The sequence below is a fragment of the Stutzerimonas xanthomarina DSM 18231 genome (genome assembly GCF_900129835.1).
GTDB classification, from domain to species: Bacteria; Pseudomonadota; Gammaproteobacteria; order Pseudomonadales; family Pseudomonadaceae; genus Stutzerimonas; species Stutzerimonas xanthomarina.
Map to the genome: position 1 here is coordinate 39,265 of NZ_FQXA01000004.1, position 20,768 is coordinate 60,032.

Below are 20,768 nucleotides of genomic sequence, written 5' to 3' on the forward strand. Positions count from 1 at the left end.
GAGCAGGGTATGACTGTTAGAATCGCCGCCGGTTAATTCAAGCGAGACCCCACATGCAGGATCCTTACAGCGAGCGCATGAGCGCTGGCGAAACCCGCGCAGCCTCCGGATTAGCGCTGGTATTCGCGTTTCGCATGCTCGGCATGTTCATGGTTCTGCCGGTGCTGGCAACCTATGGAATGGATCTGCAGGGCGCAACGCCGGCACTCATTGGTCTCGCCATTGGTGCTTATGGTTTGACCCAGGCGGTGCTGCAAATTCCGTTCGGAGTGATTTCCGACCGAATTGGCCGTCTTCCAGTGATCTATTTCGGGCTGTTGATCTTTGCCGCTGGCGCTGTGCTCGCCGCAACGGCTGACTCCATCTGGGGCGTGATTGCCGGTCGTGTCCTGCAGGGTGCAGGTGCGATCTCGGCTGCGGTCATGGCGTTGCTGTCGGACCTGACTCGCGAGCAACATCGCACCAAGGCAATGGCGATGATTGGCATGAGTATCGGCGTATCGTTCGCGGTAGCAATGGTTGTCGGGCCGCTGCTGACGAGCGCATTCGGGCTTTCCGGCCTGTTTTGGGTAACGGCAGGTATGGCGGCGTTAGGCATCCTGGTCGTGGCCGCAATTCCGCGCGCTCCTGCGCATATCCGGCACCGCGAATCTGGCGTCGCCCGGCAGGCCTTGGGTGCAACGCTTCGCCATCCCGATCTGCTGCGGCTTGATTTTAGTATTTTTGCGCTGCATGCCGTTCTGATGGCCAGTTTCGTCGCGTTGCCGCTGGCGCTCGTGAATGAAGCTGCTCTGCCCAAGGAACAACACTGGTGGGTGTACTTGGCCGCGCTGGTGGTAGGTTTCTTCGGTATGGTGCCGTTCATCATCTATGGTGAAAAGAAGCGCCAGATGAAGCGCGTCGTCCTGGGGTCGGTCGCGGTGCTCCTGCTCTCGGAGTTGTTCCTCTGGTGGTTCGGCAATCAGCTCTGGTCGCTGGTCGCCGGGATGATCGTGTTCTTCATCGCCTTTAACTTGCTGGAGGCCTCGTTGCCGTCGCTGATCAGCAAGGTCGCGCCTGCAGGAGGCAAGGGAACGGCGATGGGAATTTATTCAACCAGCCAGTTTCTCGGCTCCGGCCTGGGCGGCGTGCTTGGGGGCTGGCTCTTCCAGCTGGGCGGCCTGGGGCCGGTGTTTGCAGGGTGTGTAGCACTGTGCGCGCTGTGGTTTGTCGTGACCTGGAGTATGCGAGAGCCACCCTATGTGACGGGGCTGCGTCTACCGCTGTCCGCCGGGGCGGCGTGTAATCCCGCGCTCACCGAGCAAATAATGGCGGTCACGGGCGTATCCGACGCAGTGGTTATCGGCGAGGAGTCCGCTGCCTATCTGAAGGTAGACATGAAGACCCTGGATCGGGCCGCACTGGATCGTCTGGTGGCCTGACCGAACGCCGCCACACTCCAGTCCCCAAGCTTGTGGCTTTGGACCTTCGTCCGGTTGCGCCGGTTGGCCGACCTCTGACGGTAGGGTAAGATTGCCAGTCATTGGCTGTATCCCGCTTGCGACGATTCGAGCCAACACATTCATGTTTCAGCAAAGGAGTTACCCATGGCCAGAGGGGTGAATAAAGTCATCTTGATCGGCAATGTCGGCGGCGACCCGGAAACCCGCTACATGCCCAATGGCAATGCGGTGACCAACATCACGCTGGCTACCACCGATAGCTGGAAGGACAAGCAGACCGGACAGCAGCAGGAACGCACCGAGTGGCATCGGGTCGTGCTGTTCGGCAAGGTCGCCGAGATCGCTGGCGAATACCTGCGCAAGGGCTCGCAGTGCTACATCGAAGGCCGCCTGCAGACCCGCGAATGGGAAAAGGACGGCGTGAAGCGCTACACCACCGAGGTGGTCGTGGACATGGGTGGCACTATGCAGCTACTAGGCGGCCGTGGTGGCAGTTCCGACGACGCGCCGCGTCAATCCCAGCCGCGTCCGCAGCGCGAATCTCAGCCGCAACAGCAGTCGCGTCCGCAGTCTCAGCCGCAACCCGCTCAGCAGCCGGCTCCGGATTACGACAGTTTCGACGACGATATCCCGTTCTAGAGTTCACTCCATGCGAATGCGCCTGATGCTGTTGGGCGGCGGTAATGCCCTGGGTCAGGCGCTTATCCGCCTGGGCGCCGAGGAAGACATCGGCTTCCTCGCGCCGCGCCCGCCCAGCCAGGGCTGGGATGCGCCAAGTCTGACTACTTTGCTCGACGATAACCGCCCGGATATCGTCATCAACCTCGCCTATTACTTTGACTGGTTCCAGAGCGGGCATGTCGATGAGGCCGTGCTGGCCAAGCAGGAGCGAGCAGTCGAACGCCTGGCCGAGCTGGGCCAGCATCATCAGTTTGTTCTGATGCAACCGTCCAGCTACCGGGTATTTGACGGGGCCCGAACGACCTCCTACAGCGAAAGAGACGAGGTGGCGCCGCTCGACGCGCGCAGCTGTGCTCTCTGGCGTATGGAGCAGAGTGTGCGTGCGCTCTGCCCTCGGCACGTTTTGTTGCGCTTTGGCTGGTTGCTGGACGACAGTTCGGACGGCTTGCTTGGCCGGTTCCTTCAGCGTCTCGAAGAGAGCGACGAACTGTGCCTCGCCGATGATCGTCGTGGCAACCCTACACCGGTCGAGGATGCGGCGCGGGTGATCCTGGCTGTGCTGAAGCAATTGGATTGCCAGGCGCCATTGTGGGGAACCTATCACTATGGTGGGCACGAGGCGTCAACCCCGCTGGTGGTTGGTCAGGCGCTTTTGACCGAGGCGGCCAATCACCGTCAGTTGGTGGTTGGCAGCCTGACCCCCGTCGCTCATGCGGCCTGCTCGGATGCAGCAGACGAGCCACAGCATGGCGTGTTGGCGTGCAGGAAAATATTCAACACCTTCGGTATCAAACCGCGCGCCTGGCGCACCGGATTGCCGAGCCTATTGGAGCGTTATTACCGTCATGGCTGAGCTGCCTGTTCTGGTCACCGGAGGAGCCGGGTTCATCGGTTCCAATCTGGTCGATGCACTTGTTGCGCGTGGCTACACTGTTCGGGTGCTGGACAATCTGTCGACGGGCAAGCGCAGCAACTTGCCGGATGATGAGGGCGTTGAGCTGATCGTCGGCGACGTCGCGGATGCGCAAACGATGCGCGATGCCGTTCAGGGATGCCGCGCCGTTGTGCACCTTGCCGCTGTGGCGTCGGTCCAGGCCTCGGTCGATGATCCGGTTGGCACGCATCAGAGCAATCTGGTGGGAACGCTGAATCTCTGTGAGGCGATGCGCGCTGAAGGAGTGCGACGGGTGGTGTTTGCCTCCAGCGCTGCGGTCTACGGCAACAACGGCGAAGGTGCCCCCATCGGCGAAGACACCCCGAAAGCGCCGCTGACGCCTTATGCGACGGATAAGCTGGCCAGCGAACACTATCTGGACTTCTATCGTCGTCAGCATGGATTGGAGCCAGTGGTTTTTCGGTTCTTCAATATCTATGGGCCGCGTCAGGATCCATCGTCTCCCTACTCAGGGGTCATTAGCATCTTTACCGAGAGGGCGCAGAAGGGTTTGCCGATTGCGATTTTCGGCGATGGCGAGCAGACCCGAGATTTCCTGTATGTCGGTGATCTCGTCGAGCTATTGGTGCAGGCGTTGGAGCGTCCGATCGCTGAACCCGGTGAGGTCAACGTCGGACTGAATCGCGCCACCAGCCTGAACCAATTGTTGAGTGCGATCGGCGAGGTGCTCGGTGGATTGCCGCCGGTCACTCACCAGGCGGCGCGCAGCGGCGACATCCGTCATTCGCGAGCGAACAATGCAAGGTTGCTGCAGCGTTACCGTTTGCCGGATCAACCAACAGACATGCGTGACGGGCTGGCGAAGTTGCTCGGCCGGTAAAGCAACGCTGGAAAACAGAAAGGCGCCCTAGGGCGCCTTTGTCGTAACTGCGATTCGGCTTGCGAATCGGTCAGAACTTATAGCCGAGCCCGACCATATAAACCATCGGATCGACGTCTACATCGACTTTGACCTTGGCGCCGCCGAAGCTCGTTGTGCCTGTTGTATCGATGTCGATATAGCGAACCTGGGCGTTGACCATCATATTGTCGGTCAGCATGTAATCCATGCCCACTTGCGCAGCCAAGCCCCAAGAGTCCTTCATGTCCAGGCCGCTGAAGCCCTTGGCTTCAGCTTCGCTGCTGAGCTTGTCATCGAAGAACCAGGTGTAGTTGATGCCGGCGCCTACGTAAGGTTGGAACGCTGACTTGCTGTCGAGCGGATAGTACACAACGCTCAGGGTCGGCGGCAGATGCTTGAGTTCGCCCAGCTTGCCGTTTAGCGATGCAAAACCGCCGGGCATACCAGCAACACCGACGTCATGAGTGAAGGGGCTGGCGGCGAGCAGTTCGATACCGATTTTGTCGGTAACCATGTAGGCGAAGTTCAAACCCAGCTGGGTGTCGCTATCGAGCGTAGCCTTAGTCCCGGCAACGCTCGTGGAGAGGGCGCCTACCCAGATATCACCGCTATCCTCTCGCGGATCAACAGTAATCGCGCCAGCGCGGAGAATCACATCACCAGCCTGATGAGCCTGGGCGAAGGGGGAGGCGAGTGCTACGGCCAGCACGGATGCAGTAAACAGGGTCTTGCGCATAATGGAACTCCATCGAGGCATGATGTGTTGCGATTGGTGACCATGGTAGGGCGCAGGGCCCTCTCGATTTTGATCCAGCTCAACGAAACGCTGCGCTTTAGTCTGCCTGCGACGTATTGACCGGGTTGCCTTTTTTCGCGGATCTAGATGATAATGTTTCTCTTTTCTGGTCTGACCTTCGTCTGCAAGGACCCCCTCAATGCAAGCCCTTATACCCCGCCTCTTGGCGGTCGCCGTGTTGCCCTGCTGTATGCAGCTCCATGCAGCTCCGCTGGACGCTGCGCTAGAAGAAAGCCAGCGGCTGGCTGCCGAAGCCAAGGCCTCGCAGGCGCGTATCGAGCAACTCGATGACGCAACGCGGCAGATGCTCACCGAGTACCGTAACGCCGTTCAGCAGGCGGAGGCGTTGAAGGACTATAACGAGCAGCTGGTCGAACTGACCGCTGCACAGCGCAAGGAACTGGACGGGTTTCAGCGCCAGTTGGACAGCATCGAACGCACTCAGGAAGCCGTTGCTCCGCAGATGGGGCGGATGATCGAAGTGCTTGAGGAATTCATCGCCGCGGATCTTCCGTTCCTCCCCGACGAGCGCGCCGATCGACTCGCCAGCCTGCAGGATATGCAGGCGCGCGCCGACGTCAGTCTGGCTGAGAAATACCGTCGTATCCTCGAGGCCTATCAGATCGAGAGCGACTACGGTCGCACCCTGGAAGCCTGGCGCGGCGAGCTGCCGGTCGAAGGCGGCAGCCGCAGTGTCGAATTCCTGCGCCTGGGGCGGACCATGCTGTATTACCAGACGCTGGACGCACACGAGAGCGGTTGGTGGAATTCTAAAACCCGTGCATGGGAAGTGCTTGACGGCAGTGCCCGTCGGCCAATCACCAAAGCGATTGCGATTGCCCGCCAGCAACAGGCGCCGACCTGGCTTGAACTGCCTGTGAAGACTTTGGCCAAGGAGGCTGCGCAATGAGCCGCTTGTTGACGTTGTTGCTCATCGGTTTGTTGCCGGCAATGGCTCAGGCTGCCGAGCCCTTGAGTCCTGATCAACTGCTGCAGCGCATTCGCAGCGAACGCGCGGCGGAAGTTGACGCCATGCAAGCACGTGAGCAGGCCTTCATCCAGAATCGCAGCGAGCAAGCGCAACTGCTGGCCCGAGCGAATGCCGCGCTTGAAAAACAGAAAGCCGAAGCTGAGCGCCTGAAAACTGAATTCGATCGCCAGGAAGCCGAGCTGGCTGAACAGGAAAAACTACTGGCGCAGCGCGTCGGTCATCTTGGAGAACTGTTCGGCGTGGTGCGGCAGAGTGCTGGCGACATCGCTGGGCAATGGCAGGATAGCCTGCTCAACGCGCAGTATCCGGAGCGCCTGCAGCGCCTGCGGGCATTGGCTGAAAGCCGCACGTTGCCGTCGGCCGAGGATCTGGACAGCTTCTGGATGACTCTGCTTGAAGACCTCACGGCTAGCGGCCAGGTCGAGCGCGTCGAGCTTTCGGTAGTGGGCGTCGACGGGCAGCGCAACACCCGGTCTGTCCTGCGGGTCGGTAACTTCTCGGCATTCACCGACGATAATTTCCTTCGTTACGACAGCGACGCTCACGAGCTGCTGACGCCAATCCGTCAGCCCGCAGGCATGGCAACCGTCAATGACTATATGAACAGCAGCGAGGCGTTGGCCACATTGCCGGTCGACCCGAGCCGCGGCTCGTTGCTGGCTCAGCTGCAGCGCCAGCCACAATTGTGGGATCGCGTTCAGCAAGGCGGTCTGGTTGGCTGGGTCATTCTCGCCCTGGGTGCCATCGGTCTGATCCTTGCAATCTGGCGCATGGTGTATCTGGCGCGGGTCGGGCGCGCAGTGAATCGGCAGACGCGCGAGCTCAATCAACCGCGTGACGACAACCCGCTGGGCCGCATCATCGGCGTGCTCGGGCCAAAGCCACAGCTTTCGGACCTCGAGACGCTCGAGCTGAAACTCGACGAGGCGATCCTCCAGGAGACGCCACCTCTCGAGCGCGGTCAGCCACTGCTTAAGTTGCTTAGCGCCGTCGCGCCGTTACTCGGACTGCTGGGTACCGTGACCGGCATGATCGTAACCTTCCAGGCGATTACGCAGAGTGGCGGTGGTGATTCCCGGTTGATGGCCGACGGTATTTCCCAGGCGTTGGTCACCACGGTGCTGGGTCTGGTCGTGGCCATTCCCCTTTTGTTTCTGCACAGCCTGCTGGCCAGTCGCAGCAAGGCGCTGATCCAGCTGCTCGAACAGCAGAGCGCGGGCCTGATCGCGCTGCATCTGTCTGGGACTTCGCGTCGTGACTGATCTGCACGGCCAATGGCTGCGTCTGGTCGACAGTGGCCATGCGCTGCTCGACTTCATGGCGGCAGGTGGCGCGGTGATGTGGGCGCTGGCCGCCTTGTGCGTGTTGTATTGGACGCTGGTGTTCGAGCGGTTGTGGTTCATGCGCCGGGTATTTCCGCGCTGGGTGGAAGCCCGTCGCCAGGCCTGGGGGCAGCTGCCCAACGAACCCGGTAGCTGGCAGCGTGCGGTACGTAGTGCCTGGCTCGCTCAGGCGCAGCAACAGCTCTCCGGCCCGCTGCGGATGAGCAAAACCATGGTTGCGATGTACCCGTTGCTCGGGTTGCTTGGCACCGTCACCGGCATGATCGCGGTATTCGATGTACTGGCGCTCAATGGCACCGGCAACCCTCGCGGCATGGCCGCAGGCGTTTGGCAGGCGACTCTGCCGACCATGGCCGGCATGGTGCTGGCCATCACTGGACTGTTCAGCCTGGCGCGTCTCGAACGTATTTCGCGCCAGGCTCTCGACCGGCTGGCCGACCAGCTGCGTCACGATTGAGGATTAACGGATGCGTATGCGTCGTCACCACTACCAGCAGGAAGAAGACACCGGCATCGACCTGACGCCGATGCTCGATGTGGTTTTCATCATGCTGATTTTCTTCATCGTCACCAGCTCCTTTATCAAGGAGTCCGGTGTCGAGGTTCAGCGGCCGCAGGCCGACACTGCCAGCGCCCAGGACAAGGGCAACATCCTGATTGCAGTGACCGCGGATGGTCAGGTCTGGATCGACAAACAGGCCGTGGACGTACGCAGCGTCAGGGCCCACGTTGAGCGCATGCGCGTCGACCAGCCGGAAGGCGCCGTCGTGGTCCAGGCCGATCAGGATGCACGCACGGGCCTTGTGGTTCAGGTGATGGATCAGGCACGTCTCGCCGGAGTTCAGGACGTGGCCCTGGCCGCCAGTTCGGGAGCGCAGTGATGGTTCGTGGGCTGACCCGCGTTGGGTTGTCCTTCATCGCTGCCTGCGTGGTAGCCTTGCTGCTGTTTGCGCTGATGTTGAGCATGGTTAACCCGCCCCGTAGCGAGGTGACCGACGACCCGGTTGCCATCGCCAATTTCGTGCGGATGGACAACCGCAACGAAAGCACTGCGACCCGCTCGCGGCAGCAGGCACCGCAACCGCCCCAACCGAAGACACCTCAGACTCCCACACCGCCGACCCCGAGCATGGCGACGCCCAGTGCCAGTCTGCCGAAGCTCGATCTGCCCTTGCCGAACATCGATACCGGTGTGTCGGTTGCAAGCGCTCCGGCGCCCAGCCTTGCAGGGCTGACGGCCGCGCCTGCTCCGGCAGCACCGCCGGCACCCGCAGCGCCTTCGGCAGACGAGACAGCAGGACAGTCCGGCCCTGAGCAGGAAGTCATGCCGCTCAATGATGTTCGTCCCGAATACCCTTATCGGGCGCGTCAGCGCGGCATCGAGGGCCATATCAAACTCGCATTCACCATCACCGCTGCCGGTAGAGTCGAAAACATCCGCGTGATGGAGGCGTTGCCGCCGAACGTGTTCGATCGCGAGGCCCGCCGTGCCGCAGCCCGCTGGCGTTTCGCCCCGCGCACCGAAAATGGTGCTGCGGTATCACGCGAAGCCGTCAAAACCCTTCATTTCCGCCTGCAAGGAGAACGCTGACATGCCCCGTTTGCTGTTGATGATCTCGTTGTTATTCGCTGTATCGGCTCATGCTGCCCAGAGCATCGATCCCTCGGTATTCAAAGCGCTTGAACGTGCCCAGAGTGCGCAAGAGAAGGGTGACTATGGCGCTGCGCATCGTGCGCTGAAGCAGGCCGAGGCGAAGCCAGGCAGTGCCGAGGAAGCGCTGTTATGGCGCAGTCGTGCTTATCTGGCGTGGGCTGAAGGCAACAATCATCAAGCGCTGGAGCTGCTCGACAAGGCGATCGCCAGTGGCAAGCTGGACGAGACAATACTACCGAACGAGCGGCTCAACCTGGCGAAACTCAACCTGATCGAACGCCGCTATGCCAAGGTCATCAGTCTGCTGGGCTCACCCGCCAATACAAATGAAGAAGTCCTGCAGATGCTGGTGCAGGCTTATCAGGGGCTCGGACAGCACGCCAAGGCATTGCCACTGGCTGAGCGCTATGTCCAGGCCAATCCCAACGCTGCTGATACCTGGCTGCAGTTTCTGGTAGGTGGTAATGCCGAGCTGAAGCGATACGAGACGGCAGAGCGCTGGCAGAGCAGGCTGCTCGCTCGTCATCCGGATCAAGCCAAGAGCTGGCGGCAATTGGCGGGCCTGCAGCAGATGGCTGGCAATGACGATAAGGCGCTCGCAACCCTGCGTGCGGCGCATGCCAAGGGTCTGCGTTTCAGTGAAGCCGAGCTGGATAATCTGGTGTTGCTTGCCGGTGCCGCTGGCCAGCCTTGGCAAGGTGCGAAGTTGCTTCAGGGCATGCTCAAGTCGGGCCTTCTAGCCAGCGATGCCAAGCGGCGTGAGCGTCTGGGCATGCTCTGGTGGCAGGCCCGCGAGCGTTCGGAGGCGGCGCAGATCTACCGGGATCTGGCGGCCCAATCCGGTAGCGCCACGTTCTGGCTGAACGTCGCCCAGCTGGAACTGGAACAAACCCACTGGCAAGCCGGTCTTGATGCGCTGAAACAGGCCGAGCGCGCAGGCGCTGAACGGCGCAAGGTTCGCTCCTGGCGCGAGTGGGCCGAAGGTGAACTGAGTTTCGAGCGACAACGTCAGGTCGCTAGCACTCGCTGATCACCTGCTCGGGACCGCTTTAGACGTACGTCTACGCAACTCCGGGATATTCAGGCCTAGCGCGTAGCAGATGCGCATAGAAGCCCCGCCACAGTGGCGGGGTTTTGTTTATGCGTTCGGGAAATAGCGCGCATATCGCTGCAGAGCGCTCCGGCGCAGCTAGCAACCATGGCTACAGCTTGCACCCGTGGACAGCAGGCATTGCGCTGCCAATCGGAACCCGCAATCAATTGAGGGACATTGCTCGATGCTCGATGCTCGATGCTCGATGCCGCTCAGCTTGCCGATCAGCCTCGGTTCCGCTGCGTTTATTCGAGCTCGTAGAGATAGATCTTCTGCGCTTGCATGCGATAGCCGGCATCGGCCAGTTCGCTGGTGGCGTGTTCGACTTTTAACGGCCCTTCGATCCAGAAGGGTTGGTACAGCTCGTCCACCTTTACGCCAAGCTCGCTGGTGGCATGCACGATCTGGTTGGAAGGCGGTGGCGGCACGTGAATACAGGCGCCGAAGTAGGGCACCAGCAGAAACTCCGTCACCCGCCCATCCTCGCTCATGTCCAGCGGCACAATGTAGCCGGGCAGCTTGACCTGAACGCCATCTAGCTCTTCGACGACCGGCTCGGCCGGCGATTGCTGAGCCGCTGCCGGACCCGCTTCCGCAGCGAGCGCATCGGCCAGTTGCGACATGTCGTGAAGCGCCACAGGCGGTGGAGGTGGCGGCGCGTCTGCCGGGATCAGGTCCGACCATTGCAGCTCACGAACATCGGCAACCGCGAAGGGCGCCGCCAGGGCGAGCAGGGTGGCAAGCAGCAGGCGAGACATGGAATTCCTCATAGTCTGATCGACAGGCCGTCGGCCAGCGACTGCCGATAGGCGCGCCACGCTGGCACACAGCCCATCAACAGCCCAGCCAGCAGTATGCCCGCCAGCAATGACCACTCATAGGCGCTTGGCAGCGCCAGCGGCAGATAAAGACCGTAGTGACTTTGCAGCGGCCCCTGCGCGACCGCAATGGCGACATACAGCAGCAAGAGCCCGAACAGCGCACCCGCAAGTGCCAGGCTGAAAGCTTCAACCACCAGCAGGCCGGCGATATGCCAAGGCCGGGCACCAACCGAACGCAAGATCGCCATCTCTCGGCGCCGCTCGTTGAGGCTGGTGAGAATGGCGGTGAGCATGCCGATCAATCCGGTCAGCACGACAAACAAGGACACCACGAACAGCGCCTGTTCAGCCGTGCCCATCAGGCTCCAGAGCTCTTGCAGCGCCACGCCGGGCAGAATCGCCAGCAGCGGCTCGCCACGATAGCCATTGATTTCGCGCTGCAGCGTGAAGGTGGCGATCCTGCTGTTGAGGCCCAACATGAAGGCAGTGATCTGCTTGGGTTGTAAGTCAAGCAGGCGCGCCTGTTCGGCATTGATGCGCGCTGCACCTCGCGCCGGCATGCCGCTCTGCCAGTCGATATGCAGCGCCTCCATGCCTGCCAGATTGATATGCAGCGTGCGATCCACCGGCGTGCCGGTGCGCTTGAGGATGCCGACTACCCGAAACGGCTTGTCGTCATGTTTGACCAGGCTGACCGTGGCGACGCCATGCGCCAGCACCAGCTGGTCGTCCAGCGTGTATTTCAGTGCCTCGGCCACTTCGGCGCCCAGCACCACCTCGAACGGGTCGTCGGCGAATGGCCGGCCTTGCGCCAGTTGCAGGTGCTGCTTGCGACCATAACGGTAGTGCTCGAAATAGGCGCCACTGGTGCCCATCACGCGATAGCCACGGTGAGAATCGCCCAGGGAAATGGGAATGGCCCAACTGACTCGGGGATGCTCGGCGAACTGCTCGAAGCTCTCCCAGCGAATGTTGTTGGTGGCGTTGCCGATCCGGAACACCGAATACAGCAACAAATTCACCGAGCCGGAACGGGCGCCGACGATGAGGTCGGTGCCACTGATGGTGCTGGCAAAGCTGGCACGGGCCTCGGTGCGCACGCGCTCAACGGCGAGCAGCAGGCATACCGATAGCGCGATGGCGAACACGGTGAGCAGGGCAGTGAAGCGGCGGTTGTTCAGGCTCGCCAAGGCCAGGCGCAACAGGTACATGGCTTATACCTCCGGCGCGCGAGCGGCGCGATTGAGGTCTGCCAATGAAAGGCTACGGTCAAAAAGCGGTGCCAGGCTTTGGTCATGGCTGACGAACAACAGGCTCGAACCAGCGTCCCGGCACTCGGCGAATAAAAGCTGCAGGAAGGCTTCCCGACTGTCGGCGTCGAGCGCCGAAGTGGGTTCATCGGCAATTACCAGTTCCGGCTGACCGATCAGTGCACGCGCCGCGGCGACGCGTTGTTGCTGGCCGATCGACAGCGCTTCGGCACGCCGATCGAGCAGTTCGCTGGCGATCCCGAGATGCTGGAGCAGACTTGCCGAGGCTTGCGCAACGCTGCCATGCCGCTGTCGTGCGCGCTCGGCGCGTGTCTTGGAAAAATGGCAGGGAAGGCTGACGTTTTCCGCCACCGAAAGAAAGGGCAGCAGGTTGAACTGCTGGAAGATATAGCCCGTGTGATCGACCCGGAAGCGATCCCGAGCACCGGCAGAGAGCGCGGCGAGATCGCTGCCGAGCAGGCGAACCGTCCCGCGTTGCGCTTTCTGTACGCCGCCGATCAGTCCGAGCAGGGTGGTCTTGCCGCTGCCCGACGGGCCCTTGAGAAACAGGCTCTGGTTGCGCGCCAGCGTGAAGCTGGGGATGTCGAGCAGCTCTGCCTGGCCCGGCCAGGCAAAACCCAATTGATGCAGTTCGAGCAACGGTGCGGCCATCGGGATGATCCGTGTCGGGCGAGCCAGGAAGTTTACTGCGTCGAGGCTAGGCGGCGGCAGACGGGATCAGATCAGAACGCTGCGCGTGGCTGGTCCGCGTTGAGTTGCACGCCGCGTTGACCCTTCGGACCAATCAGCTGTGCCTGGATTTTCTGAGTGCCGGGGAACGCCTTGAACAAGCCTTGCAGATCGAAGGCCTGCAGCGCTTGGGGGGCGGCGCAATCGAAGCGGTAGTGCGCGTGAATTTCGCTGTGCTGGCTTTCATGATCATCATCGTGCTCGTCGTGTTGGTCATGGGCCTCGCCTTCGAATAGCGGACTCTCGAGCTCAGTTTCAGCCAGGGCGCAGCCGGCTGCAGCGGGCAGGCCAAACAGGCTGTTCGGTTGGTCCAGCTGTTTGCGTGCCTCGGCAATCTTGCGTTTGTCTGCATCGCTACTCGGCGCGTGCTCGAAGCCCACCAGATTCATCGCCGGGCTGCGCAGCTCGATTTCCAACGTGGAGCCGTCCAGCGCCGCATCCAGTTCCGCAGCGCCATGCTCGTGGGCACTGAGACTGTCGTGGTGCGCATGGTCGTGATCGTGTTCAGCCGCCAGAGCAAAACCGGGCAGTAGGGCGAAGGGCAGAGCAAGCAGCAGACGGCGCATGGTGATCTCCATAGGGTTGATGGTTACGTTATAACAAATATGCGTAACGACTGGCCAGTCTTCACCTCCCATGGGAGCATGCGATCTCGTTTTTCAGGAGAGTGGCGATGATTCGAATTCGCGGCCATGTCGGCGATCTGCCGGTGGACCTCAGCATTGAAATGGACGACCACGACTGGGCACAGCTGGCGCGTCAGTTACCCGTCGCTCAGGTGGCGAGCGTCTCGACGCCACCGGCCGACAAGCCGGTGGCTGATCCGCATTGGCACGAGGCGCAGCAACTGCTGCGAGCGGCGCAGAGTATGGACGGGCCGCAGCTGTTGGCCGAGCTGCAAGCGTTGGCCGGTAGCGCTCAGATGGGCAAGCGCCTGCTGGTGCGCTTGCGTCATTGCGCACAGGTCAAAGTTGATAGCCGTGCGGATGCGCCTGTCTACTGCTGGGTCGATTGACCGGCGCAACCGCGATTCGGATTACAGACGCTGCGTCTGGAAAGTATCGCAGCGTGTCGGATCGCCGCTGTCGAACCCCGTACGAAACCACTTCACCCGTTGCGCAGATGTGCCATGGGTGAAGGCATCTGGAACGACTCGGCCCTGACTTTGTTGCTGCAAACGGTCGTCGCCGATGGCGTTCGCCGCATTCAGTGCTTCTTCCAGATCCCCTTCCTCGAGCCAGTCATGACGCTGCTGGGCGTGGTTGGCCCAGACCCCTGCGAAGCAATCCGCCTGCAATTCCTGGCGCACCAGAAGGCCATTGTCGCCCTCCATGCGCGCGCCGCGCTGACGGGCAGCTTGCATCTGCTGCGATACGCCTAGAAGTGTTTGCACATGGTGGCCGACTTCATGGGCGATCACGTAGGCCTGAGCGAAATCACCCGCGACCGAAAAGCGCGAGGCCATCTCGTCGAAGAACTGCAGGTCGAGATACACCTGCCGGTCGCCCGGGCAGTAGAAGGGGCCAACCGCCGAATTGGCGAAACCACAGGCTGAGCTCACGCCACCACGAAATAGCACCAGCGTCGGGTCGCGGTACTGCTGCCCGGACTGCTGAAACAAGGCGCGCCAGGTGTCTTCGGTGTCACCCAGGATTGACTGAACGAACGCAACCTGCGGATCGTCGCCATTGGCCGGGGTGCTGCTTTGTTGAGTCGGTGCGGGGCCGGACTGATCGGCCAGCTGGCCAAGGATCTGCATGGGGTCCTGGCCGGACAACAGGCCGATCACCACCACGATAGCGACGCCCGCCAGGCTCAGGCGTCCGCCACCGATGCCTCCGCTTCGGCCGCGAGCGTCCACCACATTGTCACTGCGACGAGCTTTTTTCCAACGCATGTCTGAGTCCTTCCGCCAGTTCTTACCTGAGTCAGACCGGCCTCAGCCTCAGCAAATTCAGCGGCGCTACAAAGGTTTCGTCTTACGTCAGTCTGCTGGGTAGTCGGCCAGCACCGACTGCTCACCTTCGTCGCTCACTGCGATTACTTTGAACGCGTCCTTATGGTCGCCCATCTCCATACCGGGTGAGCCCATCGGCATGCCGGGCACTGCCGCACCGATCAGATCGGGTTGTGCGCGCAGCTTGAGGATGTCGGCAGCCGGGACGTGACCCTCGACGAATTTTCCGTCGATCACACCGGTATGGCAGGAACCCAGGCTGTGTGGCACGCCGAGGCGAGTCTTGACTGCGGCCATGTTGGTTTCAACGTGGTCTTCAACCTCGAACCCGTTGGCTTCCAGATGCTCGATCCAGGCTTTGCAGCAACCGCAATTGGCGTCGCGGTGCACCTCGATGGCGATGGGTTCGGCGGCCTGAGCGAGGCCGGTGAAAAGAGCGGTGGCAAGCAATAAACGGCGCATGAAGGTCTCTCCGGCGGGGGTACGCGCAGCATAGCCCCATGCTCGCTCGCACCCAAGCCTGCGGGTGTGAGCGGATGTCACAGGGGTAGCGGTCAAAGCGCGAAACGAACCAAAACAGGGCGATCCGGTCGGATACCCATGGTGGTACGGAGCCGCTATCAGGAGAGTTTTCGATGCGTTTTGCCCGTTTCGTTCTGCTTGCGCAGGCACTGGTCATGGCCTGTCTCAGTTTGGCGTACTGGCTGCGGCCACACGAGATGGCCAATCTCAACGGCATGCTGCTGATGGAAACCGCATCGGTCAGCCATATGCGCGTCTATTACGGGGGCCTGCAGCTGGGTCTGGCGCTGTTTCTGATCTGGGCTGCGCGTGCTCCGGAGCGAGCCCGTCCAGCCCTCATCATGCTGGTGGTGACCATGGCGGCGCTGGTGCTGGGAAGGCTCGTTTCGCTTTGGCTGGATGGCGGTGAGCTGGTCGGCTTCGACCTCGCGTCGATGCTCTATCGCGTGCTGGCTGTGGTGTTTGCTGGTCTCGCCTGGCGCACCATCCGCGAGCGTCAGGAGCCAGAGCCTGAGCGCCTCGAACCAGCCACCCATCGACTCGTCAGCGAATCCCCGATGCCCTTCAAGCTGGGAGACACGCCTCCGACCGCAGAGTCTGCGCCAGCTGAGGCCTCACCCCAGCCGTTTCGTCGAGGAGACCCAACCGCCTGACCGGCCAGCATGGCCCCTCTGTTCTGCAGCGCGTTGTTCAGCTTGTTCAACTAGGTTCGTTCAGCTTGGGCCATAGCCCACAAGATGCCGTGCAAGCCAGGCGCCCCGCTCAACCTTTTGCCTCGTTCTCCAGTACCCAGACTGCCGCTTCCACCCGCGAACGCAGGCCCAGCTTGTACAGCAAGTTCTTAACGTGGACCTTGACGGTGCCTTCGGTGATTCCGAGCTTGCGCGCGATCATTTTGTTGCTCTGGCCCTTGGCAATCTGGCGCAAAACCTCTTTTTCGCGCTTGGTCAGGCTGGAGAACGGTACCTGCCCGGTGGGTTTCGCGCGTACCCGGATCGCTTCGGCGAGCACCTGGGTCAGTTCGGGGCTCAAGGCCATACGGCCGGTCGCCGCAATGCGGATCTGCTCGATCAGTTGTTCGGCGTCCATGTCCTTGAGCAGATAGCCGTCAGCACCGTTGCGCAGGGCTTCGAGTACATGGCTTTGCTCATCGGAGACGGTAAACATGACGATGCGTGCGTCGATGTGCACGTCGCGCATGCGCCGGGTGGTTTCCAGTCCGTCGATGCCCGGCATGTTGAGGTCCATCAGGATAAGATCGGGCTCGGTCTGTTGCGCGAGCTTGATGGCGTCCTCGCCGTTGCTCGCCTCAGCGACTACCTCAAGGTCATCTTCCAGTTCCAGCAGGTCACGCACGCCCCGGCGCATCATGGGGTGGTCGTCGACCAGCAGGATTCGTGCAGTAGTCCATTCGTTCATGCGTGACACGTTCCTGTTTCGGGGGAAAGGCGGCGGTAGGCGGGCGGAAAGCTCAGATACACCAGCGTGCCTCCAGCAGGGCGCAGACCGATATTGATGGTGCCATTCAGGCTATTGGCGCGCTCGAGCAGGATGATCAGGCCGTAGTGGCCGGCACGCTGCTCCTCGGGGCGGATGCCGATGCCATCGTCCTCGATCTTGATATGGATGGTGCCGTTGTTGTCCTGCATCAGGCTCAGCCAGCAGTGCTCGGCCTCGGCATGCTTGACCACGTTGCTAAGCGCCTCGCGGACGATCTGCAGGCAGTGCACCTCTTCGTTGGGCGTGAGCGGGCAGTGATCGAGGTGGTAGTCACTCTCGACCTGCAGCCCCGAATTGGCGCTGAACTCCTTGATCGTCGCAAACAGCGCCGGTTTGAGCCCTGGCTCGTTGACCTTGATGCGAAAGGTGGTGAGCAATTCACGCAGCTGGCGATAAGCCGCGTTCAAGCCCTGGTCGATCTGCAGCACGCTGTCGTCCAGTTGTGCCTGGTCGCTTTGCTTCTGCATCAGCCGCTTGAGGCGTGCCAGTTGCAGCTTCTGCGCGGCGAGTGCCTGGGCCAGTGAGTCGTGCAGTTCACGGGCGATCACTGCCCGCTCTTCCATCAATGCCAGACGTGCCTGTTTCTGGCCAAGTTGAGCCAGGCTCAGCGATGCGGCGAACAGGTCGGCCAAGGTCGTCAACGGTAGCGTTTGCCAGGGCTGCAGTGGCTCGTCTGTGCGACTGGCCACCCGCAGCGAGCCCAGCTCGTCCGGCCCTGAGCGCAGCTCGAACGTCAGCAGTTTCTCGCCGGTCGGCAATCGGCCGGTTTGGTTAACCGGGCAGGCGCTGCATTGCGGCAGTTGGCAGTATTTCGGCGGCTGCAAGTCGTACGAGGTCATCGCCGTGTGGCTGCCCGCTTCGGCGGAACGGTTCAGGCACAGCGATATCGGGCCGGTGTCGAGGACCTGCTGCACCTTGTTGAGCTGCGCGCCCATCATCTGGCTGGGGTCATCAGGCGTGCTGTAGAGCATCCGGGCGCTATCGAACAGCAGCTGCAGAGTGGCGTTGCTGCGAGTCAGGGCAGCGGTCTTGTCGTCGACCTTGTTCTCCATGTCTGCGTACAGGCTGGCCAGTTCCTGGCTCATCTGGTTGAGCGTGCGTGCCAACAGGCTCAGCTCGGTATTGCCCGGCACCTGCACCTGGCCGCGAAAATCGCCACGCCCGATATCGCCGGCCATGCGAGTCAGGCTGCGCAGCGGCGTGGCCAGGTTGTTGTGCAGGCCATAAATCAGCACGAAGGCGACCAGCACGATGATGAACAGGGTCACCGCCTGCAAGGCTCGGATTACGCCGAGCTTGCTTTCCGAGGCCTCCTGCAGGGTACGCACTAACAGGTTCAGTTCGTTGACCAGGGCCGGGACTTTATCGCTGTATGCCTCCAGCCGCGGTGGTTGCGCATCGAGCAAGGGGCGCATGCTCGCTTGCCAATGCTCGCGCACGCTGGCGTGCAGGGCCGGCAGGCGCGTGCTGCCGTGGCGGAGCAAGGCCGAGCGCAGCGACGCCGAGTCGAGTGTCGCCTGCAGCGCTTCGAGACGCTCGCTGAGCAAAGCGGGCGTGCTCCGTGGGTCGGTTGAGGCCAGGCGATAGGCCTGCATGCGCAAGCTGCCGGCCTGGTTGATCGCCTCGGCGTCGCCAGCGAGGGCGTCGGCCAGGTAGAGGGTCGCGAGCATGCCGGCCAGTGAGAAGCCAATGATGATCACAAAGGCCACCAGCGTGTTGAACACGATGGAGTGGCGGGTGGAGAGCTGGTCGCTTTCAGCTGAAAACATGAGCGGCTCGTCGCGGTACGGGAGCCCGATTCTGCGCCCCGACGTCGCTGCTGACCATCGAAGAAAGTATACCCATCCTGCGCTTGTCGTGTCTGTCAAGCACCTTGTGTCGAAAATGTAAAAGTCATAACTAACTGATTTTCATAGTTTTTTATTGAAAATATCGGAGTACATCGAAAGAGGTACGGCGCGCGCCTGAGGCAAATCGCCGCCATGCACAGGTTGACCCTGGTCAACTTTGGATCGATCCCCCCCGCTTAGCGTGCCAGCCATTCCTGACCCCGCTGCGGTTGCAGTAAAGGGTCTTGGCGCCATGAGGATCGACCATGAGCAATATCGAAAAGTGGGACGTGGAAGACCAGATTTTCTGGGACACCACTGGCAAGCGGGTCGCCAATCGCAACCTGTGGATTTCAATCCCGAGTCTGCTGATGGGCTTTGCCATCTGGCTGATGTGGGGCATCGTCACGGTGCAAATGCTCAACCTCGGGTTTCCCTTCGCGCCCGCCGAGTTGTTCACCCTCACCGCCATTGCCGGCCTTACCGGCGCCACCTTGCGTATCCCCGCGTCGTTCATGATCCGTATCGCCGGCGGGCGCAACACCATTTTTGTGACCACCGCGCTGCTGATGATTCCCGCCGCTGGCGCGGGCATTGCGCTGCAGAGCCAGGACACGCCGCTGTGGGTCTTCCAGCTGCTGGCCTTCCTCTCCGGTATCGGCGGCGGCAACTTCGCCTGCTCAATGAGCAACATCAGCACCTTCTTCCCGAAGAACCAGCAGGGATTGGCCCTTGGCCTCAACGCCGGCCTCGGTAACTTTGGTGTCACCACTATGCAGATCCTGATCCCGCTGGTGATGACGGCCGGCGTGTTCGGGTTTATCGCCGGTGACCCGATGACCCTGGTCAAGGACAGCGGCACTTTGATTGGTGGCATCCCTGCCGGCACCGATACCTGGATCCAGAATGGTGGCTGGGTCTGGCTGCTGTTTCTGGTGCCCTTGGCCTTCGCCGGCTGGTTCGGCATGAACAACCTGCTGGTGATCTCGCCAACGCCGGGTTACCCGCTGAACGCCTTCGGCAAGATTCTCGGTCTCTACGCCGTGGCCTTTGTCGCCGCCGGTGTTGGCCTGTATCTCTACCTGCCTGCGCCGACCGGCCTCGGTGTACTGAACATGTGGGGCGTGATGCTGCTGACCATCGGCGCGACGCTCGGCATGCTGCGTCTGCTGCCGGGCAGCATCAGTCCGAACATCAAGCGCCAGTTCGCGATCTTCCGCGACAAGCACACGTGGTCGATGAGCGTTCTCTACATCCTGACCTTCGGCTCGTTCATCGGCTTCTCCATGGCGCTGCCGCTGTCGATTACGGTGATCTTCGGCTTCATGAACGAGGTCGGTGCCGACGGTGTGGTGACCCGCGTCGCCAACCCCAACGCACCGAGCGCGCTGACCTACGCCTGGATCGGCCCGTTCATCGGCGCCCTGATCCGTCCGCTGGGCGGCTGGATTTCCGACAAGGTCGGCGGTTCCATCGTCACCCAGGTGATCTCGGTGGTCATGGTTGGCGCCTCGGTCGCGGCCGGCTACGTGATGAAACAGGCCTACGGCTCGGCCCAGCCTGAAGAGTACTTCTTCCTGTTCCTGGTGCTGTTCCTGGTGCTGTTCGCCGCCAGCGGCATCGGCAACGGTTCCACCTTCCGCACCATCGGCGTCATCTACGACCGTGAAAAGGCCGGCCCGGTACTCGGCTGGACCTCCGCTGTCGCCGCCTACGGCTCCTTCGTCGCCCCGATCGTGATCGGCGAACAGGTCAAGGCCGGCACCCCGGAAGTGGCTATGTACGGCTTCGCGGTGTTCTACGCGCTGTGCCTGATCCTCAACTGGTGGTTCTACCTGCGCCCCAACGCCTACGTGAAGAACCCCTGAGTCCGGAGAGCCGCCATGCACATCATGCTTGCCTACGACAACTCGCGTAACGCTAGGAAAGCCCTGGACGCCACCCTCGAGATGTTCGGTCCGCTGAAGCCGCTGATCATGCTGATCGGCGTGGTGGAAGAGACCCGCGACACCAGCGATTCGGCGGTCGAGCTGTACGAGCGCGAGCGTCGCGAATTCCAGGCCTTCCTGCAGGAGGCGGCGGCCAAGGTCAGCGCCTTCGGCCTTGACGTCGACGTGATCCTCGCCGAAGGCGACGCCCGCAAGATGATTCTCAAGGCCGCCGAGCACAAGAAGCCCGACCTGCTGGTCATCGCGCGGCATTCCAACGAACCGGACGGCGGCTTCATCTCCCGCTCGCTGAATCTGCTGGTCGACGAGCTCGACTACATGACCTTCGGCAGCGTCAGCGCCTTCCTGGCCCGCCGGGCGCCTTGCCCGGTCCTGATCCAAGCCTGCCCCTGAG

Annotated in this window: 22 protein-coding genes and 1 pseudogene; 14 read left to right on the forward strand and 9 right to left on the reverse strand. The window is 61.8% G+C overall.

All coding sequences use genetic code 11. The features are described 5' to 3' along the window. Positions 1–53 precede the first annotated feature (53 nt). From BUE09_RS11195 to BUE09_RS11210, 4 genes are all read left to right on the forward strand, one after another. Entirely contained in the window at positions 54–1,421 is a 1,368-nt protein-coding gene (locus BUE09_RS11195) for an MFS transporter (protein WP_073301060.1), read from the forward strand. Between the two features lie 165 nt (positions 1,422–1,586). Next, positions 1,587–2,081 carry a single-stranded DNA-binding protein gene (locus BUE09_RS11200; RefSeq protein ID WP_019339955.1) on the forward strand — a complete coding sequence of 165 codons (495 nt, stop codon included), beginning with the start codon at positions 1,587–1,589 and terminating at the stop codon, positions 2,079–2,081. A gap of 10 nt (positions 2,082–2,091) precedes the next feature. Beyond that, entirely contained in the window at positions 2,092–2,976 is an 885-nt protein-coding gene (locus BUE09_RS11205; protein WP_073301061.1) for a sugar nucleotide-binding protein, read from the forward strand. After that, the gene (locus BUE09_RS11210) at positions 2,969–3,898 is read left to right on the forward strand and encodes an NAD-dependent epimerase/dehydratase family protein (protein ID WP_073301062.1); all 930 of its coding nucleotides are present in this window, start codon (positions 2,969–2,971) and stop codon (positions 3,896–3,898) included. The genes BUE09_RS11205 and BUE09_RS11210 overlap by 8 nt, the downstream gene beginning before the upstream one ends. A 70-nt stretch (positions 3,899–3,968) precedes the next feature. Here the strand turns inward: BUE09_RS11210 and BUE09_RS11215 are convergent, their stop codons facing one another. Then, positions 3,969–4,655 (reverse strand): OmpW/AlkL family protein, encoded by a 687-nt coding sequence (locus BUE09_RS11215; RefSeq protein ID WP_073301063.1) that lies wholly within the window; start codon positions 4,653–4,655, stop codon positions 3,969–3,971. Positions 4,656–4,854: 199 nt separating this feature from the next. Here BUE09_RS11215 and BUE09_RS11220 point away from each other — a divergent pair, with 199 nt between their 5' ends. The 6 genes from BUE09_RS11220 to BUE09_RS11245 are packed head-to-tail and all read left to right on the forward strand — an operon-like array spanning position 4,855 to position 9,733. Beyond that, entirely contained in the window at positions 4,855–5,625 is a 771-nt protein-coding gene (locus tag BUE09_RS11220) for a DUF3450 domain-containing protein (protein WP_073301064.1), read from the forward strand. Next, positions 5,622–6,968 (forward strand): MotA/TolQ/ExbB proton channel family protein, encoded by a 1,347-nt coding sequence (locus tag BUE09_RS11225; protein ID WP_073301065.1) that lies wholly within the window; start codon positions 5,622–5,624, stop codon positions 6,966–6,968. Before BUE09_RS11220 ends, BUE09_RS11225 begins: the two co-directional genes overlap by 4 nt. Further along, positions 6,961–7,506, forward strand: coding sequence for a MotA/TolQ/ExbB proton channel family protein (locus tag BUE09_RS11230; protein WP_019339949.1), 546 nt, complete (start codon positions 6,961–6,963; stop codon positions 7,504–7,506). Before BUE09_RS11225 ends, BUE09_RS11230 begins: the two co-directional genes overlap by 8 nt. A gap of 10 nt (positions 7,507–7,516) precedes the next feature. Continuing rightward, positions 7,517–7,930, forward strand: a complete 414-nt coding sequence (locus BUE09_RS11235) for an ExbD/TolR family protein (protein WP_045430526.1) — start codon at positions 7,517–7,519, stop codon at positions 7,928–7,930. Next, positions 7,930–8,640: an energy transducer TonB gene (locus BUE09_RS11240; protein ID WP_073301066.1), complete on the forward strand. Its 711-nt coding sequence runs from the start codon at positions 7,930–7,932 to the stop codon at positions 8,638–8,640. The genes BUE09_RS11235 and BUE09_RS11240 overlap by 1 nt, the downstream gene beginning before the upstream one ends. A gap of 1 nt (position 8,641) precedes the next feature. Next, a complete protein-coding gene (locus tag BUE09_RS11245; protein ID WP_073301067.1) occupies positions 8,642–9,733 on the forward strand; it encodes a tetratricopeptide repeat protein in 1,092 nt (363 codons plus the stop codon). Between the two features lie 308 nt (positions 9,734–10,041). Here the strand turns inward: BUE09_RS11245 and BUE09_RS11250 are convergent, their stop codons facing one another. The 4 genes from BUE09_RS11250 to BUE09_RS11265 all read right to left on the reverse strand — a co-directional run bounded on the left by BUE09_RS11250 (position 10,042) and on the right by BUE09_RS11265 (position 13,183). Next, a complete protein-coding gene (locus BUE09_RS11250) occupies positions 10,042–10,554 on the reverse strand; it encodes a DUF3299 domain-containing protein (protein ID WP_073301068.1) in 513 nt (170 codons plus the stop codon). 8 nt (positions 10,555–10,562) lie between these two features. Continuing rightward, on the reverse strand, positions 10,563–11,828 hold the full coding sequence (locus BUE09_RS11255) for an ABC transporter permease (RefSeq protein ID WP_073301069.1): 1,266 nt from the start codon (positions 11,826–11,828) through the stop codon (positions 10,563–10,565). A 3-nt stretch (positions 11,829–11,831) separates the two neighbouring features. Continuing rightward, positions 11,832–12,539, reverse strand: coding sequence for an ABC transporter ATP-binding protein (locus BUE09_RS11260; RefSeq protein ID WP_073301070.1), 708 nt, complete (start codon positions 12,537–12,539; stop codon positions 11,832–11,834). Positions 12,540–12,610: 71 nt separating this feature from the next. Further along, entirely contained in the window at positions 12,611–13,183 is a 573-nt protein-coding gene (locus BUE09_RS11265; protein WP_073301071.1) for a DUF2796 domain-containing protein, read from the reverse strand. 107 nt (positions 13,184–13,290) lie between these two features. Between BUE09_RS11265 and BUE09_RS11270 the strand changes: the two genes are divergently transcribed. Beyond that, entirely contained in the window at positions 13,291–13,632 is a 342-nt protein-coding gene (locus BUE09_RS11270; RefSeq protein ID WP_073301072.1) for a hypothetical protein, read from the forward strand. A 21-nt stretch (positions 13,633–13,653) separates the two neighbouring features. Here the strand turns inward: BUE09_RS11270 and ypfJ are convergent, their stop codons facing one another. Both ypfJ and BUE09_RS11280 read right to left on the reverse strand, forming a co-directional pair. Further along, positions 13,654–14,514 (reverse strand): KPN_02809 family neutral zinc metallopeptidase, encoded by an 861-nt coding sequence (gene ypfJ, locus BUE09_RS11275; RefSeq protein ID WP_073301073.1) that lies wholly within the window; start codon positions 14,512–14,514, stop codon positions 13,654–13,656. An 87-nt stretch (positions 14,515–14,601) separates the two neighbouring features. After that, positions 14,602–15,036 (reverse strand): DUF411 domain-containing protein, encoded by a 435-nt coding sequence (locus BUE09_RS11280; RefSeq protein ID WP_073301074.1) that lies wholly within the window; start codon positions 15,034–15,036, stop codon positions 14,602–14,604. A gap of 173 nt (positions 15,037–15,209) precedes the next feature. Between BUE09_RS11280 and BUE09_RS11285 the strand changes: the two genes are divergently transcribed. Beyond that, positions 15,210–15,749, forward strand: coding sequence for a DUF4345 domain-containing protein (locus tag BUE09_RS11285; protein WP_073301075.1), 540 nt, complete (start codon positions 15,210–15,212; stop codon positions 15,747–15,749). 109 nt (positions 15,750–15,858) lie between these two features. Here the strand turns inward: BUE09_RS11285 and narL are convergent, their stop codons facing one another. Both narL and BUE09_RS11295 read right to left on the reverse strand, forming a co-directional pair. After that, positions 15,859–16,467, reverse strand: a complete 609-nt coding sequence (gene narL, locus BUE09_RS11290; RefSeq protein WP_231975589.1) for a two-component system response regulator NarL — start codon at positions 16,465–16,467, stop codon at positions 15,859–15,861. Continuing rightward, positions 16,445–18,423, reverse strand: a pseudogene (locus BUE09_RS11295) (histidine kinase). The gene narL and the pseudogene BUE09_RS11295 overlap by 23 nt, the downstream one beginning before the upstream one ends. Before the next feature lie 268 nt (positions 18,424–18,691). On the opposite strand from BUE09_RS11295, the gene BUE09_RS11300 reads away from it, so the two are divergent. Further along, complete coding sequence (locus tag BUE09_RS11300) at positions 18,692–20,293, forward strand: MFS transporter (RefSeq protein WP_073301077.1); 1,602 nt, start codon at positions 18,692–18,694, stop codon at positions 20,291–20,293. Between the two features lie 15 nt (positions 20,294–20,308). Further along, a complete protein-coding gene (locus BUE09_RS11305) occupies positions 20,309–20,767 on the forward strand; it encodes a universal stress protein (RefSeq protein ID WP_073301078.1) in 459 nt (152 codons plus the stop codon). The last annotated feature ends 1 nt before the right edge of the window (position 20,768 follow it).

What these genes read in the sequence shown, in the direction of transcription:
- BUE09_RS11250 (WP_073301068.1), bottom strand. Translation starts at nt 10,554, where the DNA reads ATGTCTCGCCTGCTGCTTGCCACCCTGCTCGCCCTGGCGGCGCCCTTC.
- BUE09_RS11265 (WP_073301071.1), bottom strand. Translation starts at nt 13,183, where the DNA reads ATGCGCCGTCTGCTGCTTGCTCTGCCCTTCGCCCTACTGCCCGGTTTT.
- BUE09_RS11225 (WP_073301065.1), top strand. Translation starts at nt 5,622, where the DNA reads ATGAGCCGCTTGTTGACGTTGTTGCTCATCGGTTTGTTGCCGGCAATG.
- BUE09_RS11215 (WP_073301063.1), bottom strand. Translation starts at nt 4,655, where the DNA reads ATGCGCAAGACCCTGTTTACTGCATCCGTGCTGGCCGTAGCACTCGCC.
- BUE09_RS11200 (WP_019339955.1), top strand. Translation starts at nt 1,587, where the DNA reads ATGGCCAGAGGGGTGAATAAAGTCATCTTGATCGGCAATGTCGGCGGC.
- BUE09_RS11245 (WP_073301067.1), top strand. Translation starts at nt 8,642, where the DNA reads ATGCCCCGTTTGCTGTTGATGATCTCGTTGTTATTCGCTGTATCGGCT.
- ypfJ (WP_073301073.1), bottom strand. Translation starts at nt 14,514, where the DNA reads ATGCGTTGGAAAAAAGCTCGTCGCAGTGACAATGTGGTGGACGCTCGC.
- BUE09_RS11220 (WP_073301064.1), top strand. Translation starts at nt 4,855, where the DNA reads ATGCAAGCCCTTATACCCCGCCTCTTGGCGGTCGCCGTGTTGCCCTGC.
- BUE09_RS11305 (WP_073301078.1), top strand. Translation starts at nt 20,309, where the DNA reads ATGCACATCATGCTTGCCTACGACAACTCGCGTAACGCTAGGAAAGCC.
- BUE09_RS11285 (WP_073301075.1), top strand. Translation starts at nt 15,210, where the DNA reads ATGCGTTTTGCCCGTTTCGTTCTGCTTGCGCAGGCACTGGTCATGGCC.
- BUE09_RS11270 (WP_073301072.1), top strand. Translation starts at nt 13,291, where the DNA reads ATGATTCGAATTCGCGGCCATGTCGGCGATCTGCCGGTGGACCTCAGC.
- BUE09_RS11280 (WP_073301074.1), bottom strand. Translation starts at nt 15,036, where the DNA reads ATGCGCCGTTTATTGCTTGCCACCGCTCTTTTCACCGGCCTCGCTCAG.
- narL (WP_231975589.1), bottom strand. Translation starts at nt 16,467, where the DNA reads ATGATGCGCCGGGGCGTGCGTGACCTGCTGGAACTGGAAGATGACCTT.
- BUE09_RS11255 (WP_073301069.1), bottom strand. Translation starts at nt 11,828, where the DNA reads ATGTACCTGTTGCGCCTGGCCTTGGCGAGCCTGAACAACCGCCGCTTC.
- BUE09_RS11195 (WP_073301060.1), top strand. Translation starts at nt 54, where the DNA reads ATGCAGGATCCTTACAGCGAGCGCATGAGCGCTGGCGAAACCCGCGCA.
- BUE09_RS11300 (WP_073301077.1), top strand. Translation starts at nt 18,692, where the DNA reads ATGAGCAATATCGAAAAGTGGGACGTGGAAGACCAGATTTTCTGGGAC.
- BUE09_RS11260 (WP_073301070.1), bottom strand. Translation starts at nt 12,539, where the DNA reads ATGGCCGCACCGTTGCTCGAACTGCATCAATTGGGTTTTGCCTGGCCG.
- BUE09_RS11240 (WP_073301066.1), top strand. Translation starts at nt 7,930, where the DNA reads ATGGTTCGTGGGCTGACCCGCGTTGGGTTGTCCTTCATCGCTGCCTGC.
- BUE09_RS11235 (WP_045430526.1), top strand. Translation starts at nt 7,517, where the DNA reads ATGCGTATGCGTCGTCACCACTACCAGCAGGAAGAAGACACCGGCATC.
- BUE09_RS11210 (WP_073301062.1), top strand. Translation starts at nt 2,969, where the DNA reads ATGGCTGAGCTGCCTGTTCTGGTCACCGGAGGAGCCGGGTTCATCGGT.
- BUE09_RS11205 (WP_073301061.1), top strand. Translation starts at nt 2,092, where the DNA reads ATGCGAATGCGCCTGATGCTGTTGGGCGGCGGTAATGCCCTGGGTCAG.